The organism is Thiovibrio sp. Mzg5 (assembly GCF_055379285.1).
In genome coordinates this window covers 272,498-284,921 of sequence record NZ_AP022872.1, presented here as the reverse complement: position 1 = coordinate 284,921, position 12,424 = coordinate 272,498, and the positions used below count along the sequence as shown (strand labels likewise).

The following is a 12,424-nucleotide window of genomic DNA, read 5'->3' as shown; positions in this document are numbered from 1 at the left end:
ATTGCACATGAGCAGGCCGATGACAAAGCAGATGTGGTGCGGCTGAACGCTTACAGCCCGACCGCAGGAGGGCCCGGCCATGATCAAGGTGATGAGCTTCAACATCCGTGTTGGCCTGGCCGACGACGGCGAGAATCACTGGAACCGCCGCAAGTCCTTTGCCCTCGAAAAAATTGCCGCCTTCGGCCCCGACCTGATGGGCCTCCAGGAGTGTCTGGACACCGAGCAGGCCGAGTTTGTCCGCACCAACCTGCCGGACTATCATTTCTTTGGCGTCCATCGGGGAGGTCCCGGAAGTACGGCGCTGGAGATGGCGCCCCTGCTCTTTCGCCGCTCACCCTTCCGGCTTCTCGATACGGGATGCTTCTGGCTGAGTGAGACCCCGGAGATTCCCGGCAGCATGAGTTGGGGAAGCAACTATCCACGAACGGTGAGCTGGGCCAGACTCTCCTGCCGGTTGACCGGGTCGGTGCTTACCTTCGTCAACACCCATTTCGACTACGAACCGACGGCCATCGAGGGGGATGCCCGGGTCCTGCGCCAATGGCTCGATCAAATCCGCCAGGATACCGCGCTCATCGTGACCGGCGATTTCAATGCCGACAAGGATTCAAACGCATACCGCCTCCTGACCGGCGACGGAACGCTGATCGACGCCTTACGGCAAATCCAGCCAAACGGGGAGGATGAGGCCACCTTTCATGGTTATGGGCAGCAGGAGGAAATGGCAGCCATTGACTGGATTCTGGTCTCCGACCATTTCCAGGTTCTTGCTGCGCAGATCGACCGTTCCCACCAAGGCAACCTCTTCCCCTCGGATCATTACCCCATAACGGCAGTGCTCGACTGGAAGGCGTAAACCGGCGGCAAATGGGGGCGCCCTTTGCCCCCAACACAACATGCATCTGTCAGCGGCTCACCGATCTGGCTCCGGCCATGACCTCGGCCATGTCAACGGCCACCTGCACCAACATGTTGGGCACCACCGGCCCAGCCTGCGAGGGCTTGATCTCCGGAGGATTGAAGGCGGCGACAAAACGGGAGAAGGTGCTACTTTGCGGATAGGCCATGGCCTGATCCATGGACTGCTCGATGTACCAGACGGTATTGCCGGTATGCACATTGAGCAGCCGGGTGGACACCTCCACCCTCCCCCCGCCGAACTGGCTGCCTTCCAGAGCGTAGTTGACCTTGCCCGCCAAGACCAGATCGACCTTTGCCTTCCGGCCAAGGGCCAGGGCTTCCGGAATATCCCGATACGACTCCTCAAGGCGGAGCACTTTGGGAAATGCCTGCTTGCCCAAGAGAACATCCTTGAAGAGCATGGCGACCCCCTCCCCCTGTTCCCGCGTCATATTGGTGGGCATCTGAAAGGGCAAAACCCCCACAGTTGCTTCCTGATAGGTATTCACGTCCGGATGGATAAAGACCACCGGCGAATTCTTCTTGACCTCCACCGGCTGGTTGGCCCAGTTTTTTTGGGCCGGGGCGCACCCAGAGAAGAGGAGACCGAGAAGAAGCACAACTGCTATTCCCTTGCGCATACCTTCCTCCCTAGCGCTCTTTGGCGGAAAGCAGCGCATCGCCAAGGGCGCCGCCGTCTCCTGCCGCAAGGAGATAATTGATATTGCGGCTGCGCTGCAACTCCAGCCCTGCCACGGAAAGCACCTGCTGGGAACCGGCGTCGAGCAGCCGGAGATTGAGGATTACCGTGCTCGGGGTCAGCGAATAGGTGCCGGTGAGGATGGCTGCGGCCTGTTGCTGCTTGGCCAGAAGCTTCGCGTCGCGGGTGAGCATCAACTCACCCCGGTTGTCCCGGATGAGAAGCTCGGCTGACTTCCTGATCTCCACCACGCCGAACCCGTGGCGAAATAGGCTGGTGGACAGGGCCTCGGTAAGGGTCCGGCCAAAACGGGTGGTGGTGTAGAGGTTGTCGAGATCAACCACCGTGGTCAGAATCAACCGCTGTCCGCCTCCCGCGCCACGCATGCCGGAAGTCAACTGCAGGGCCAACTCCTCCCCCACCCCGAAAAAGTCCGGGGTGACCACCGAGGCGGTGCCGCCGGTATTCGCCGGAGGCACGCACCCTGCCAGGAGCAGGACCCAGCCCAGCAACAGCGACACCCCGAAACCAGTAACCATCTTCCTTGTCTTTTTCATGGGCAATCCTTCTTGACGGGACGTTTTACGGTGCGTTTTACGACACGTTTCTTCGCCGGTTTTTTTGCCGGAGGCGGGGACACGACCTGATCCTTTTCCGGAAACTGCCGGATCCCGACCTGCGCAGTGCGGGTGGAAGCGGGCATGCTTTCGTTGGCCAGGAGATTGGCGGTCATTGCATCAATGGGCAAAACCAGACTGGCTGAGGAAAGAACCCTATTGTCGTCGTTGCGCAGCAGCCGGGCGTTGACAAAGATCTCCTGCCCGGCCACGGTATAGGTTCCCACCACCACGGCCTGGGCCGCCTGGACAAGACCGATCTCATCCATGCTCCGGGACAAGGCGTACTCCCCGTGATATGGGCTCACCATCATGCCCGGGGTTTTCCGCACCTCAATCACCTCCAGCCCGGCCTGCTGCAAAGTGGAAAGCATTTGCTCGCCCAGAAACCGGCCCAGGGAAGAGGTTGCATACAGGTTATCAAGACTGACAAAGGTGCTCACCGCCACCACATATTCATCGGCCACCACCTCGCTGGCATTGGCAATGAGCGCCTTACCCAACTGAGTGATTTTGGCCTGCAGGGCGGCGCCCTGTCCGGCACTGTCTGCCTGGCCTCCTGGCTGTCCGGAGCCAAAAGCGGCGGACATATTCTGCGGCGAGAAAACCCGTGCGGTGCGGAATACATAGTCAGGGGGAATGGCATGGGGATAATTGTAGAAATACGGGCGATAGGCCGGCGTGGGACGCTGCCGCGCCTGAAACAGCCCGCCCTTGTCCGCGGCGTCAGGAAGTTGACCATCATCGGCCAGCACAGGGGTTACAGCGCATCCCAAGGTCAGCAAAATCGCAACTAATTGTCTCATCATCATTTCCACCCCTGTCAGGGATTAAAATTGTAGGCAGGATAGTCATTTTCCATGCTCCGCCAGGAAGGACCAAAGGCCTGGACCATGGGGTCGTTCGAAACACCGCTTCTGCCGGGGTAAACTACAGGCACCCGCTCACCTTCCCCAAACATGGGCGAGGCAAGCCGCATTTCCACCTCAACCAGCTTGCTGTACATGCCTCCGGAACAGCCGCAGCAACTGAGGAGCAACAACCCTGCCATGATTTTCTGCATACCCTTCTCCCTCTGTGGTCTTGCCCCACCCAAACAAAGCCATCTAGTCAATAAAATGACAGCTTTGCCTGCAACCCGATATGGGAATTTTTTTCCGGTTTATCTCTAGGGAGAAGCCGGAACCCATGTCCAACAAGGAATTTTTTTCTGAGCCAACCCCTCCAGCCCACCTTTTCCCTTCAATCTCGCCTTGTTTATAAGCATTTTCCATGCCACCAAGCCAAGCATCTCCCCGCACCTTTCTGATCATCTCCAAAATCGGGCATATCCACCGGGAAAATGACCGCCGCAACCCTGCCGATTTCTTGGCGAAATGGCGGCCATCAGAAAAAATGATTGCCAAAAAACCGAGATGGATTATACTTTTGCAGTTTATACTACCGCGATACCCACCGGGAGATTTCCCACAGGAGGAGTTGTATTATGGCACGTATCACCGTCGAAGACTGCTTGAGCCAGATAGGCAATGAAAATCGTTTTTCCCTTATCCATCTTGCCGTTGAGCGGGTCAAACAGCACCGCAAGAACGCTCCTTTTCTGGTGAAATGCAAAAACAAGGAAATTGTCGCCACCTTGCGCGAGATTGCCTCCGGCCAGGTGAGCTTTGCCACCATCAAAAATTTTACCACCACCAAAGAGGATGCTCCCGTCGCGACCGCGCAGAAGGACGATGAGCAAACAGAACAGGCCTCTCTATAAGTAATGGAAAATGATTTCTACAAAACCCTCGGTGTCTCCCCCGACGCTCCTGCCGAGGAAATAAAAAAAGCATACCGCAAGCTGGCCATGAAATACCATCCGGACAAAAATCCGGGAAATAAGGCGGCTGAAGATAAATTCAAATCAGCTGCCGAGGCTTACGAAATCCTTGGCGATCTGGAAAAGCGGAAGATCTACGACCGCTACGGGGTCGCCGGCCTGAAAGACAGCGGCTACAGCGGGCCTGGAAATTTTGAGGATATCTTCTCAAGCTTTGGCGATATCTTCGGCGATATGTTCGGAGGCCGTTCCGGGCAAAGACGGCAAGGTCCCGTCCCGGGGAACGACCTGCGCTATGATCTGGGCATCCGCTTCATGGATGCCATGCACGGCGCGGAAAAAGAGATCGAGATCACCAAGCGGGAAACCTGCTGGACCTGCGATGGCAGCGGCTTGCGCCCCGGCCATAAAGCCTCCACCTGCCCCACCTGCAAGGGGCATGGCCAGGTAGTTCACGCCCAGGGCTTTTTCCGGGTGCAGACCACCTGCCCGAAATGCCACGGCGAGGGCACGATCATTACCGAGCCCTGCAATGATTGCCAGGGCGAGGGGCTGCTCAAGAAAACAAAAAAGGTGTCGCTGAAGATTCCGGCCGGAATCGACACCGGCGCCCGCATGCGGTTGCGGGGCGAAGGCGAGGGCGGTCGCAAGGGAGGCCCGCCGGGCGACCTGTATGTGATCATGCATGTGGAGCCCCATGAATTCTTCCAGCGGGAGGGCGACACGATCCATTGCCTCTTCCCCCTGACCATGGTGCAGGCCGCGCTGGGCGCCACCGTGGAGGTGCCGACCATCAACGGCAGCAAAAAACTGGTAATCCCGGCGGGAACCCAGCCCGAACAGATCTTCACCCTCAAAGGCGAAGGCGTTCCCTCCCTCAGGGGCGGAAGTCCGGGCAACATGATCGTTGAGATCAAGGTCGTCGTTCCGAAAAAACTGTCCGCCCGCGAAAAGGAACTGCTCGCGGAGTTCGACACGCTGCAAAAAGAAAGGGGTGCCAACCAGGAAGAAGAAGGATTTTTCAAAAAAATCCTGCACAAATTCGCCGACGAAAGTTCTTGATTCTTCCTCCCGAGACAGCGACAATGAGCGACCAGACCGTTACGGCAAAACACTTTACCCATTTTGATGAAGCTGGGCATGCCCGCATGGTGGACGTGGGCGGCAAGAATGAAACTGTGCGCGAAGCAACGGCTTCCGGCGCCATTTCCCTCTCGGCGCAAGCGTTTCAGCTGGTGCGGGAAGGCAATATCGCCAAGGGAGATGTCCTCGGAGTCGCCCGGCTCGCCGGGATCATGGCCGCAAAAAAGGTCGATACCCTGATCCCCCTGGCCCACCCCTTGGCCATCAACAAAGTGACTGTTGACTTTGACCTGGATGAGGCAACACACACCATACAAATCACCGCAACCGTGGGTATAACCGGCAGAACCGGAGTCGAGATGGAAGCACTCACCGCCGTCTCGGTTACCGCGCTGACCATTTATGATATGTGTAAGGCTGTGGACAAAGGCATGATCATTAATAACATCAGACTGGAAAGGAAAATCGGGGGCAAAAGCGGAAGCTTTCAACGGAACGAATAACGCTCGCCCAAGATATACCAAGGGAGTAAGACTGTGGACAGAGAACAACTTGAGTATTTTCGCCAAAAGCTGGAGACCATGAGTCAGGATCTTTTGCAGGAGGCTGAAAAGACCATCCATGAGATGACCGACAGCACGGAAAATTATCCCGATCCCACCGACCGGGCAAGCGCTGAATCCGATCGGAGTTTTGAGCTTCGCATCCGTGACCGCGAACGTAAACTGCTTGCCAAGATCAGGGAGGCCATCGAGCGCATCGATGAAGGCACCTATGGTATTTGCGATGAATGCGGCGACGAGATCTCGGCCAAACGTCTTGAGGCACGGCCGGTGACCACGCAATGCATCGAATGCAAAACCCTTCAGGAAAACCAGGAAAGAGCGCAAAAAGGTTTATAAGAGACCGCGATGCCTGAACTCCGCAAAGACCCGATCATTGGCCGCTGGATCATCATTTCCACCGAGCGGGGAAAGCGCCCCACTGATTTCATTGTCGAAAAAAGTGAGAGCAGGGGTGGATTCTGCCCCCTGTGCCCAGGCAACGAAAATACAACGCCTCCGGAAGTTCTGAGCTACAGCAGCGTCGATGGCCACCAGGCCAACAGGCCGGGCTGGGATCTACGGGTTGTACCCAATAAATACCCCGCTCTCGTCATCGAAGGAAATCTCAACAAAGAGGGCGACGGTCTCTATGACCGGATGAACGGAATCGGGGCCCATGAAGTCATCATCGAAACCCCGGACCACAACGAAACCTTTACCAATCTGCCGCCGGAACGAATGATCAAGGTTTTCTTGGCCTACCGGGATCGCCTGCTCGATCTGGCCCAAGATCCGCGCTTCCGTTACGTCATGGTTTTTAAAAATTTCGGCGCCGCGGCCGGAGCCTCGCTGGAACATTCCCACTCCCAGCTCATTGCCCTGCCCATTCTCCCGCGCATGATCAGCTCCGAGATTGAAGGAAGCCTTTCCTACTACAAATACAAAGAACGCTGCATCTTCTGCGACATTATTCGGCAAGAAACCAACCATGACCAACGGGTGGTGGCCCAAAACGACCTGTTCGTCGCCATTGTCCCCTATGCGCCCCGGTCGCCTTTCGAGATGTGGGTTCTTCCCAAACGCCATGCTTCTTCCTATCTTGCCATGGATGACGACCATTTCAAGGCGCTCACCGCCATCTTTTCCGAGTGCATGCGCCGCCTGAACAGCTGCATCCCCAATGTTCCCTATAATTTTGTCCTGCACGGCGCGCCCCTACGGTCACAACCCCTCGACCATTATCATTGGCATTTTGAGATCATGCCCAAACTGACGATGATGGCCGGTTTTGAATGGGGCTCGGGTTTTTACATCAATCCCATCCCGCCGGAAGAAGCAGCCCAATTTCTAAAAGAAGCGAAGATTTGACAGAACGCCGAGGGAGCAGCATATTTCGCAACCTTTGACCAGACACCAGGGTGGAGCAATGAAAAAAATACTGCTTGTTGATGACGAAGACAGCATCCATCTCCTGTACCGCGAAGAGCTGGAAGACGAGGGATACGAGGTGCACTCGGCCCTCTCCGGCGAAGAAGCCTTGGCCCAGCTGAAGATTATTGTCCCGGACCTCGTCATCCTCGACATCAATATGCCCGGCATCAACGGCATTGACGTCCTGCGCCAGATTAAGGAAATGAACTCCTCGCTGCCGGTAATCCTCAGCTCCGCCTACCAGGAGTTCAAACAGGATTTAGCCACCTGGGCTTCCGACGAGTACATTGTCAAATCCTCCAATCTGGACGAACTCAAGGCCGCGGTAAAAAAACACCTTGCCTGAGCGCTCGAGCCGCGCAGAAAAAAGACCGTTGCCCGGCCCGAAAAACAGCTGCTGCGCCGCCCACGCGCAACAGCTTTTCAGGGCGCGGCCCATTTTTTCTCAATCAACACCGCAACACCCCGTCGGACCCCCTGCCCAATGACTGACATGAAAGATATCCAAGGCCAACGCGATTACCGCCGGATCAACATCAAGAAGGTCGGGGTAAAGAACATCTCCTACCCGGTCACCGTCCTGGACAAGGCCCGAAAGACCCAGAAAACCGTGGCCACGGTCAACATGTATGTCAACCTGCCCCACCAGTTCAAGGGCACCCACATGAGCCGGTTCGTGGAAATCCTCAACCACTTCCACGGCGAGATCAACCTGAAAAGTTTCCATCGCATCCTTGAGGAGATGAAGGTCCGGCTCCAAGCGGAAGCGGCCCACATGGAAATCACCTTCCCCTATTTTTTAAAGAACACCTCCGGGCAGGCGCAATCGGTGGGCATGAATGAATACCGTTGCACCATGCATGGCTCCCTGGACAAAACCGACGACCTTACCCTGGAAATCCAGGTGCCCATCTCCCCGCCGTTGCCGGCGCAGATTGGTCAGGGCTTGCCCCGCTCCCTCGGCCACTGGGGCAGGGCCACCATCCGGCTACGGTTCAAGAACTTCATCTGGATCGAGGATATCATCCAGCTGGTGGAAGAGGTGACCTCCCACGACCTCTGCTGGCCGGCGACTGAAACCTGCCCGGAATACACCCTTTCCGTGGAAAGCATTACCACGGCCCTTGGCCGCAAGCTGGAAAACCATCCGGCCATCGCCTGGTTTTCCGTCTTGGTGGAAAATCTTTCGCAGGGCTACAACACCTTTGCCTCTCTGGAATGGCAGGACACCAACCCCATAACCGCGTCCTGAGCCGTTGCCGCAAAAAAAGTTTATCATTTGGGTTGCCAAAACGGCATAAAGAGTCGTAATAAAACAACTCTGAACGCAGTCGTTGTTTTGTAACGGCTCCTAAACACCTTGGCCAAACCCACTGTTAAAAAAATATCGCGAGAAAACACCCCATGCACCACGAACTCCTCTTTGAAATCGGCACCGAAGAAATCCCGGCCGGCTATATCATGCCGGCCCTGGCCCAGCTGGAAAAAATCCTCGGCGACCGGCTCACCGCTCTGGCCCTGCCCTATTCCAGCCTGCACACCGCGGCTACCCCCAGGCGTCTTGCCGTATCGATCCGCGGCCTGGCCGCACGCCAGCCGGATCGGGAAGAGGAGATTCTCGGCCCCCCGAAAAAGGCGGCCTTTGACAAGAATGGCCAGCCCACCCAGGCAGCCATCGGCTTTGCCAAAAAAGGCGGGGTCGAGGTCGAGGCCTTGCAGACCGTGGCAACGCCAAAGGGCGAGTACCTCATGGTGCGCGTCGAACAGATCGGCCGCCCAACCGAGGAAATCCTTGCCGAGCTGCTGCCCGAGGTGGTCACCAGCCTCAACTTCCCCAAATCCATGCGCTGGGGCGCGGGCCGCACCAGCTTTGCCCGCCCGATCCAGTGGCTGCTCGCCGTCTATGACGGCAAGACGGTGCCCTTCACCCTGGATACCATCCCCAGCTCCAACACCACCAGCGGCCACCGGTTCATGGCCAGGGGGCCTTTCCCTGCCACCTGTTTTAGCGACTACGTCGAAACCCTGCGCACGGCCCAAGTCATGGTCGAGCCCACGGAGCGCCGCGCCGCGGTGCTTGCCGAGATTACCAAGGCGGCCCAGCAGGTGGGCGGGACGATCCTCTTGGATGACGAGCTGGTGGACACGGTCTGCAACCTGGTGGAAAAGCCCTTTGCCCTCTGCGGCACCTTTGAGGAACGCTTTCTCGCCCTGCCCCGCGAGGTGTTGATCACCTCCATGCGGGAGCACCAGAAATACTTTGCCGTGGTGGACGCGACGGGCAAACTCATGCCCCATTTCATCGCGGTGAACAACACGGGCACCAAGGATGCAAAGCTTGCCGCCGATGGCCATCAGCGGGTGATCCGGGCGCGGCTGGAGGATGCTTTTTTCTTCTTCAAGGAGGACCAGCGCCGCTCTCTGGAGGATCGGATAGAAGACCTCTCCGGCGTTATCTTCCAACACAAACTGGGAACCATGCTCGACAAGACCCGCCGCGTTACCGCCCTGGCCGGGCTGCTAGCCAAAAAGCTCGCCCCGGAACACCTGGCCCATGCCGAGCGCGGTGCCCGTCTTGCCAAGACCGATCTGTTGACCGACATGGTGGGAGAATTCCCCTCCCTGCAAGGGGCAATCGGCCACGATTACGCCCTGCTCGGCGGGGAAACACCGGAGGTTGCCACGGCCATCCGGGAGCATTATCTGCCGGTCAGGGCCGGGAGCGCACTGCCCGCTTCAATCCCCGGGGCATTGGTCGGCATGGCCGACCGGCTTGACTCCATCACCGGCTGCTTCGGCATCGGCCAGATCCCCACCGGCACCGCCGACCCCTTCGGTCTGCGCCGCCTCTCGCTGGGGCTGCTCCACATCATCAACGCCATGGGATTCAGCCTCTCCCTGGCCGAGTTCGTGGACGAGGCGCTCGCCCTCTATGGCGACAAACTGACCGTTCCCCGGGCCGAAGCCCGCCGCAACGTGCTCGAGTTCATCAAAGGCCGTTTCAGCAATGATCTTACCGGCCAGGGCATCCCGGCCGAGGCGGTGGAAGCGGTGACCTCGGTTGCCTTTGACGATCCGCTTGACTGCAAGCGGAGAATCAACGCCCTGATGGCCATCTGCGGCCAGGAAGCCTTTACCGTTCTGGCCGGGGCCTTCAAACGGGTGATCAATATAATCAAGGACAACAGCGAAACCGCGGTGCAACCGGAGTTGCTCAGCGAAAGTGCCGAACAAAATCTCCATGCGGCCTACCTGGCTGTTCGCCAAGAAGCCGTCCCCCTGCTGGAGGCCAGCGATTACGAAGGGGCTCTGGCCGTGATCCTCAAAATGAAGGAGCCGGTTGATACCTTTTTTGAAGAGGTCATGGTCATGGTGGAGGATGAGAGGGTGCGCGCCAACCGGTTGAACCTGCTGACCGCCATCGCCCGACTCTTTTTGCAGATCGGCGATTTCTCAAAGATGAACGCCATCAATCCGTAAGCTGGACCTGGGCGATTTCAATCGCCTGTTCGTAGAGCAGGGGCAGGGAGTCGTGGTTGAGCTTGAGTTTCTCCGCCAGACGGGTGGTCTTTTCCCAGTTTCCACGTTCGTAGGCCATGACCAGGGCAAGGGTATGGGAAAGGGGGGTTGCCGCCACGGAGAGCAGGGTCTCCTGGATCTCCATGGGCAGGGCCAGCTCCGGCAGGATATCCGCCATGGCTTTATCAAGCATGGCGGGCAGCAGAGAGAACATCCCCACCGTGTGAAACATCCCCGCCTCCTTGCGCCGACCCAGAAGCTGGTCGGCAATCAACTCACAGAAAATACCCCGGAAAGCCGCGAGATTGAGCAGTTCGGAGGGCTTGTCTGCGGCGAGGTAGGAAAGCATCATCAGCGACAGCCATTTTCGCAAGGTAAGCTGCCCCAGCATGGCCACGACCATTTCGATGCTGTCCAGCTTCTGCCGCCTGGCAAAATAGGCTGAATTCGCATACTTGAGTAACTTGTACGCCAGGGAAACATCCCGGCTGACAAACTTGGCCAGCTCGGCAAAATCGTAATCCTCATCCTGAATGACTTTCAAAACTTGTAAGTAATGGAGTTTGGAACCGGGGATATCCCGCCCCTCCATGATATGGGGGCGGCTGAAAAAATAGCCCTGGAACAGATCAAAGCCCAGCTTCTTTACCGCCTCAAACTCTTCATTGGTTTCGATTTTTTCCGCCAGCAGTTTCACGTTGTACCGACTGACAACCTTGGCCTGACGCTCGAGCTCGGCAAAACTCATCTGGCGGATATCGAATTTGATGATTCTGGCCAGTTTGATGAGCGGCAAAAAACGGTCTGCATAGAGAAAATCATCCAGGGCCAGAATATACCCTGCCCCGACCAGCCTCTCGCAGGCCTCTATGACCTCGGGCGTGACCCCCACCGTCTCCAGCACCTCGACCACGGCGATTTCTTTGGGAAAAAGCGAGGGATACCCCTTGAGCAGCATCTCTTCGCTGAAATTGATGAAGGCTTTTTTCCCTTCGGTGATGGAGGCAATGCCGATCAGGAGAAAACTGTTGGTGATGACCTTGGAGGTGGCCTCTTCCCCGTCCTGCAAGGGATCGAAGTAATTGGTCAGGCCGGAACGAAAGAGCAACTCGTAGGCAAAAACCTCCTTGTTCCTCTTGAAGATAGGCTGACGGGCGACGAAGATATTCGGCTGCGTGGTGTCCATGGCTGTGATGATCTTCTCACAAACCATCCATCAGCGCAATTACCTTATGGTGCAGTAACGCCTCCAGGACCTCGGTCATGGGCAAGCCAACCACATTGGTATAGGAGCCGCTGATTTCCCGAACCAGAAAACACCCCTTGCCCTGAATTCCGTACGCTCCCGCCTTGTCCAGGGGTTCTCCGGTGCGCACATAGGCCCGACACAACTCCGGGGTAAGCTCCAGGAACCGGACCCTGGTGCAGACGGTTTTCGTGCACAATTCCCCTGTTGCCTGCCGGCAGAGGGAAAATCCAGTCCACACCTCATGCCAGCGACCGGAGAGCCGCATGAGCATGGCGCAGGCCTCGGCCTCATCGCCTGGCTTGCCGAGGATCTCCCCGTCCACCACCACCGCGGTATCGGCTGCCAGTACCCAGGCATCGGCTAGATCAATCCCTTGGGCCTTTTCCCGGGCCAAGCGCGCGACAAAGTCGACGGGCTGCTCGCCGGACAGCGGGGTCTCGTCGATATCGGTGACCCGCACCTCAAAGGCGATTCCCAACTCGGCGAGAAAATCACGCCGCCTGGGCGAACCCGAGGCCAAGATGAGCCGCTCCTGTGTTCGGAAGGCTTCCATGG

Annotated in this window: 15 protein-coding genes; 9 read left to right on the top strand and 6 right to left on the bottom strand. The window is 57.5% G+C overall.

Annotated elements, in window-relative coordinates; translation table 11 throughout:
* The first annotated feature begins 79 nt into the window (after positions 1 to 79).
* Complete coding sequence (locus tag ACZ46D_RS01325; RefSeq protein WP_464928238.1) at positions 80 to 859, top strand: endonuclease/exonuclease/phosphatase family protein; 780 nt, start codon at positions 80 to 82, stop codon at positions 857 to 859.
* A gap of 49 nt (positions 860 to 908) precedes the next feature.
* On the opposite strand, the gene ACZ46D_RS01320 is transcribed toward ACZ46D_RS01325, so the two are convergent.
* From ACZ46D_RS01320 to ACZ46D_RS01305, 4 genes are read right to left on the bottom strand one after another with little or no spacing between them, the layout of a single operon-like run.
* Positions 909 to 1,544 (bottom strand): hypothetical protein, encoded by a 636-nt coding sequence (locus tag ACZ46D_RS01320; RefSeq protein WP_464928237.1) that lies wholly within the window; start codon positions 1,542 to 1,544, stop codon positions 909 to 911.
* 10 nt (positions 1,545 to 1,554) lie between these two features.
* Complete coding sequence (locus tag ACZ46D_RS01315; protein WP_464928236.1) at positions 1,555 to 2,160, bottom strand: FlgO family outer membrane protein; 606 nt, start codon at positions 2,158 to 2,160, stop codon at positions 1,555 to 1,557.
* A complete protein-coding gene (locus ACZ46D_RS01310; RefSeq protein ID WP_464928235.1) occupies positions 2,157 to 3,032 on the bottom strand; it encodes a FlgO family outer membrane protein in 876 nt (291 codons plus the stop codon). Before ACZ46D_RS01310 ends, ACZ46D_RS01315 begins: the two co-directional genes overlap by 4 nt.
* Positions 3,033 to 3,043: 11 nt before the next feature.
* Positions 3,044 to 3,283 carry a hypothetical protein gene (locus tag ACZ46D_RS01305; protein WP_464928234.1) on the bottom strand — a complete coding sequence of 80 codons (240 nt, stop codon included), beginning with the start codon at positions 3,281 to 3,283 and terminating at the stop codon, positions 3,044 to 3,046.
* Positions 3,284 to 3,706: 423 nt separating this feature from the next.
* On the opposite strand from ACZ46D_RS01305, the gene rpoZ reads away from it, so the two are divergent.
* From rpoZ to glyS, 8 genes are all read left to right on the top strand, one after another.
* Positions 3,707 to 3,982 carry a DNA-directed RNA polymerase subunit omega gene (rpoZ, locus tag ACZ46D_RS01300; protein ID WP_464928233.1) on the top strand — a complete coding sequence of 92 codons (276 nt, stop codon included), beginning with the start codon at positions 3,707 to 3,709 and terminating at the stop codon, positions 3,980 to 3,982.
* Positions 3,983 to 3,985: 3 nt separating this feature from the next.
* On the top strand, positions 3,986 to 5,104 hold the full coding sequence (dnaJ, locus tag ACZ46D_RS01295) for a molecular chaperone DnaJ (protein ID WP_464928232.1): 1,119 nt from the start codon (positions 3,986 to 3,988) through the stop codon (positions 5,102 to 5,104).
* A 23-nt stretch (positions 5,105 to 5,127) separates the two neighbouring features.
* Positions 5,128 to 5,628: a cyclic pyranopterin monophosphate synthase MoaC gene (gene moaC, locus ACZ46D_RS01290; RefSeq protein WP_464928231.1), complete on the top strand. Its 501-nt coding sequence runs from the start codon at positions 5,128 to 5,130 to the stop codon at positions 5,626 to 5,628.
* A 33-nt stretch (positions 5,629 to 5,661) separates the two neighbouring features.
* Positions 5,662 to 6,027 carry an RNA polymerase-binding protein DksA gene (dksA, locus tag ACZ46D_RS01285; RefSeq protein WP_464928230.1) on the top strand — a complete coding sequence of 122 codons (366 nt, stop codon included), beginning with the start codon at positions 5,662 to 5,664 and terminating at the stop codon, positions 6,025 to 6,027.
* A gap of 9 nt (positions 6,028 to 6,036) precedes the next feature.
* Complete coding sequence (gene galT / locus ACZ46D_RS01280) at positions 6,037 to 7,038, top strand: galactose-1-phosphate uridylyltransferase (protein ID WP_464928229.1); 1,002 nt, start codon at positions 6,037 to 6,039, stop codon at positions 7,036 to 7,038.
* 58 nt (positions 7,039 to 7,096) lie between these two features.
* Complete coding sequence (locus tag ACZ46D_RS01275) at positions 7,097 to 7,447, top strand: response regulator (protein ID WP_464928228.1); 351 nt, start codon at positions 7,097 to 7,099, stop codon at positions 7,445 to 7,447.
* A 138-nt stretch (positions 7,448 to 7,585) separates the two neighbouring features.
* Positions 7,586 to 8,353: a GTP cyclohydrolase, FolE2/MptA family gene (locus tag ACZ46D_RS01270; protein WP_464928227.1), complete on the top strand. Its 768-nt coding sequence runs from the start codon at positions 7,586 to 7,588 to the stop codon at positions 8,351 to 8,353.
* A 152-nt stretch (positions 8,354 to 8,505) separates the two neighbouring features.
* A complete protein-coding gene (gene glyS, locus ACZ46D_RS01265) occupies positions 8,506 to 10,581 on the top strand; it encodes a glycine--tRNA ligase subunit beta (protein WP_464928226.1) in 2,076 nt (691 codons plus the stop codon).
* On the opposite strand, the gene ACZ46D_RS01260 is transcribed toward glyS, so the two are convergent.
* Both ACZ46D_RS01260 and ACZ46D_RS01255 read right to left on the bottom strand, forming a co-directional pair.
* Complete coding sequence (locus tag ACZ46D_RS01260; protein ID WP_464928225.1) at positions 10,571 to 11,833, bottom strand: EAL and HDOD domain-containing protein; 1,263 nt, start codon at positions 11,831 to 11,833, stop codon at positions 10,571 to 10,573. The two genes, glyS and ACZ46D_RS01260, sit on opposite strands and share 11 nt — an antisense overlap.
* Positions 11,823 to 12,422, bottom strand: a complete 600-nt coding sequence (locus tag ACZ46D_RS01255) for a Maf family protein (protein ID WP_464928224.1) — start codon at positions 12,420 to 12,422, stop codon at positions 11,823 to 11,825. The genes ACZ46D_RS01260 and ACZ46D_RS01255 overlap by 11 nt, the downstream gene beginning before the upstream one ends.
* Positions 12,423 to 12,424: the final 2 nt, after the last annotated feature.

Excerpts from the sequence above, each read along its gene's own strand:
- galT (WP_464928229.1), top strand. The coding sequence starts at position 6,037 with ATGCCTGAACTCCGCAAAGACCCGATCATTGGCCGCTGGATCATCATT.
- ACZ46D_RS01255 (WP_464928224.1), bottom strand. The coding sequence starts at position 12,422 with ATGGAAGCCTTCCGAACACAGGAGCGGCTCATCTTGGCCTCGGGTTCG.
- ACZ46D_RS01310 (WP_464928235.1), bottom strand. The coding sequence starts at position 3,032 with ATGATGATGAGACAATTAGTTGCGATTTTGCTGACCTTGGGATGCGCT.
- ACZ46D_RS01260 (WP_464928225.1), bottom strand. The coding sequence starts at position 11,833 with ATGGTTTGTGAGAAGATCATCACAGCCATGGACACCACGCAGCCGAAT.
- ACZ46D_RS01305 (WP_464928234.1), bottom strand. The coding sequence starts at position 3,283 with ATGCAGAAAATCATGGCAGGGTTGTTGCTCCTCAGTTGCTGCGGCTGT.
- ACZ46D_RS01320 (WP_464928237.1), bottom strand. The coding sequence starts at position 1,544 with ATGCGCAAGGGAATAGCAGTTGTGCTTCTTCTCGGTCTCCTCTTCTCT.
- dnaJ (WP_464928232.1), top strand. The coding sequence starts at position 3,986 with ATGGAAAATGATTTCTACAAAACCCTCGGTGTCTCCCCCGACGCTCCT.
- ACZ46D_RS01315 (WP_464928236.1), bottom strand. The coding sequence starts at position 2,160 with ATGAAAAAGACAAGGAAGATGGTTACTGGTTTCGGGGTGTCGCTGTTG.
- glyS (WP_464928226.1), top strand. The coding sequence starts at position 8,506 with ATGCACCACGAACTCCTCTTTGAAATCGGCACCGAAGAAATCCCGGCC.
- ACZ46D_RS01275 (WP_464928228.1), top strand. The coding sequence starts at position 7,097 with ATGAAAAAAATACTGCTTGTTGATGACGAAGACAGCATCCATCTCCTG.
- rpoZ (WP_464928233.1), top strand. The coding sequence starts at position 3,707 with ATGGCACGTATCACCGTCGAAGACTGCTTGAGCCAGATAGGCAATGAA.
- moaC (WP_464928231.1), top strand. The coding sequence starts at position 5,128 with ATGAGCGACCAGACCGTTACGGCAAAACACTTTACCCATTTTGATGAA.
- ACZ46D_RS01325 (WP_464928238.1), top strand. The coding sequence starts at position 80 with ATGATCAAGGTGATGAGCTTCAACATCCGTGTTGGCCTGGCCGACGAC.
- ACZ46D_RS01270 (WP_464928227.1), top strand. The coding sequence starts at position 7,586 with ATGACTGACATGAAAGATATCCAAGGCCAACGCGATTACCGCCGGATC.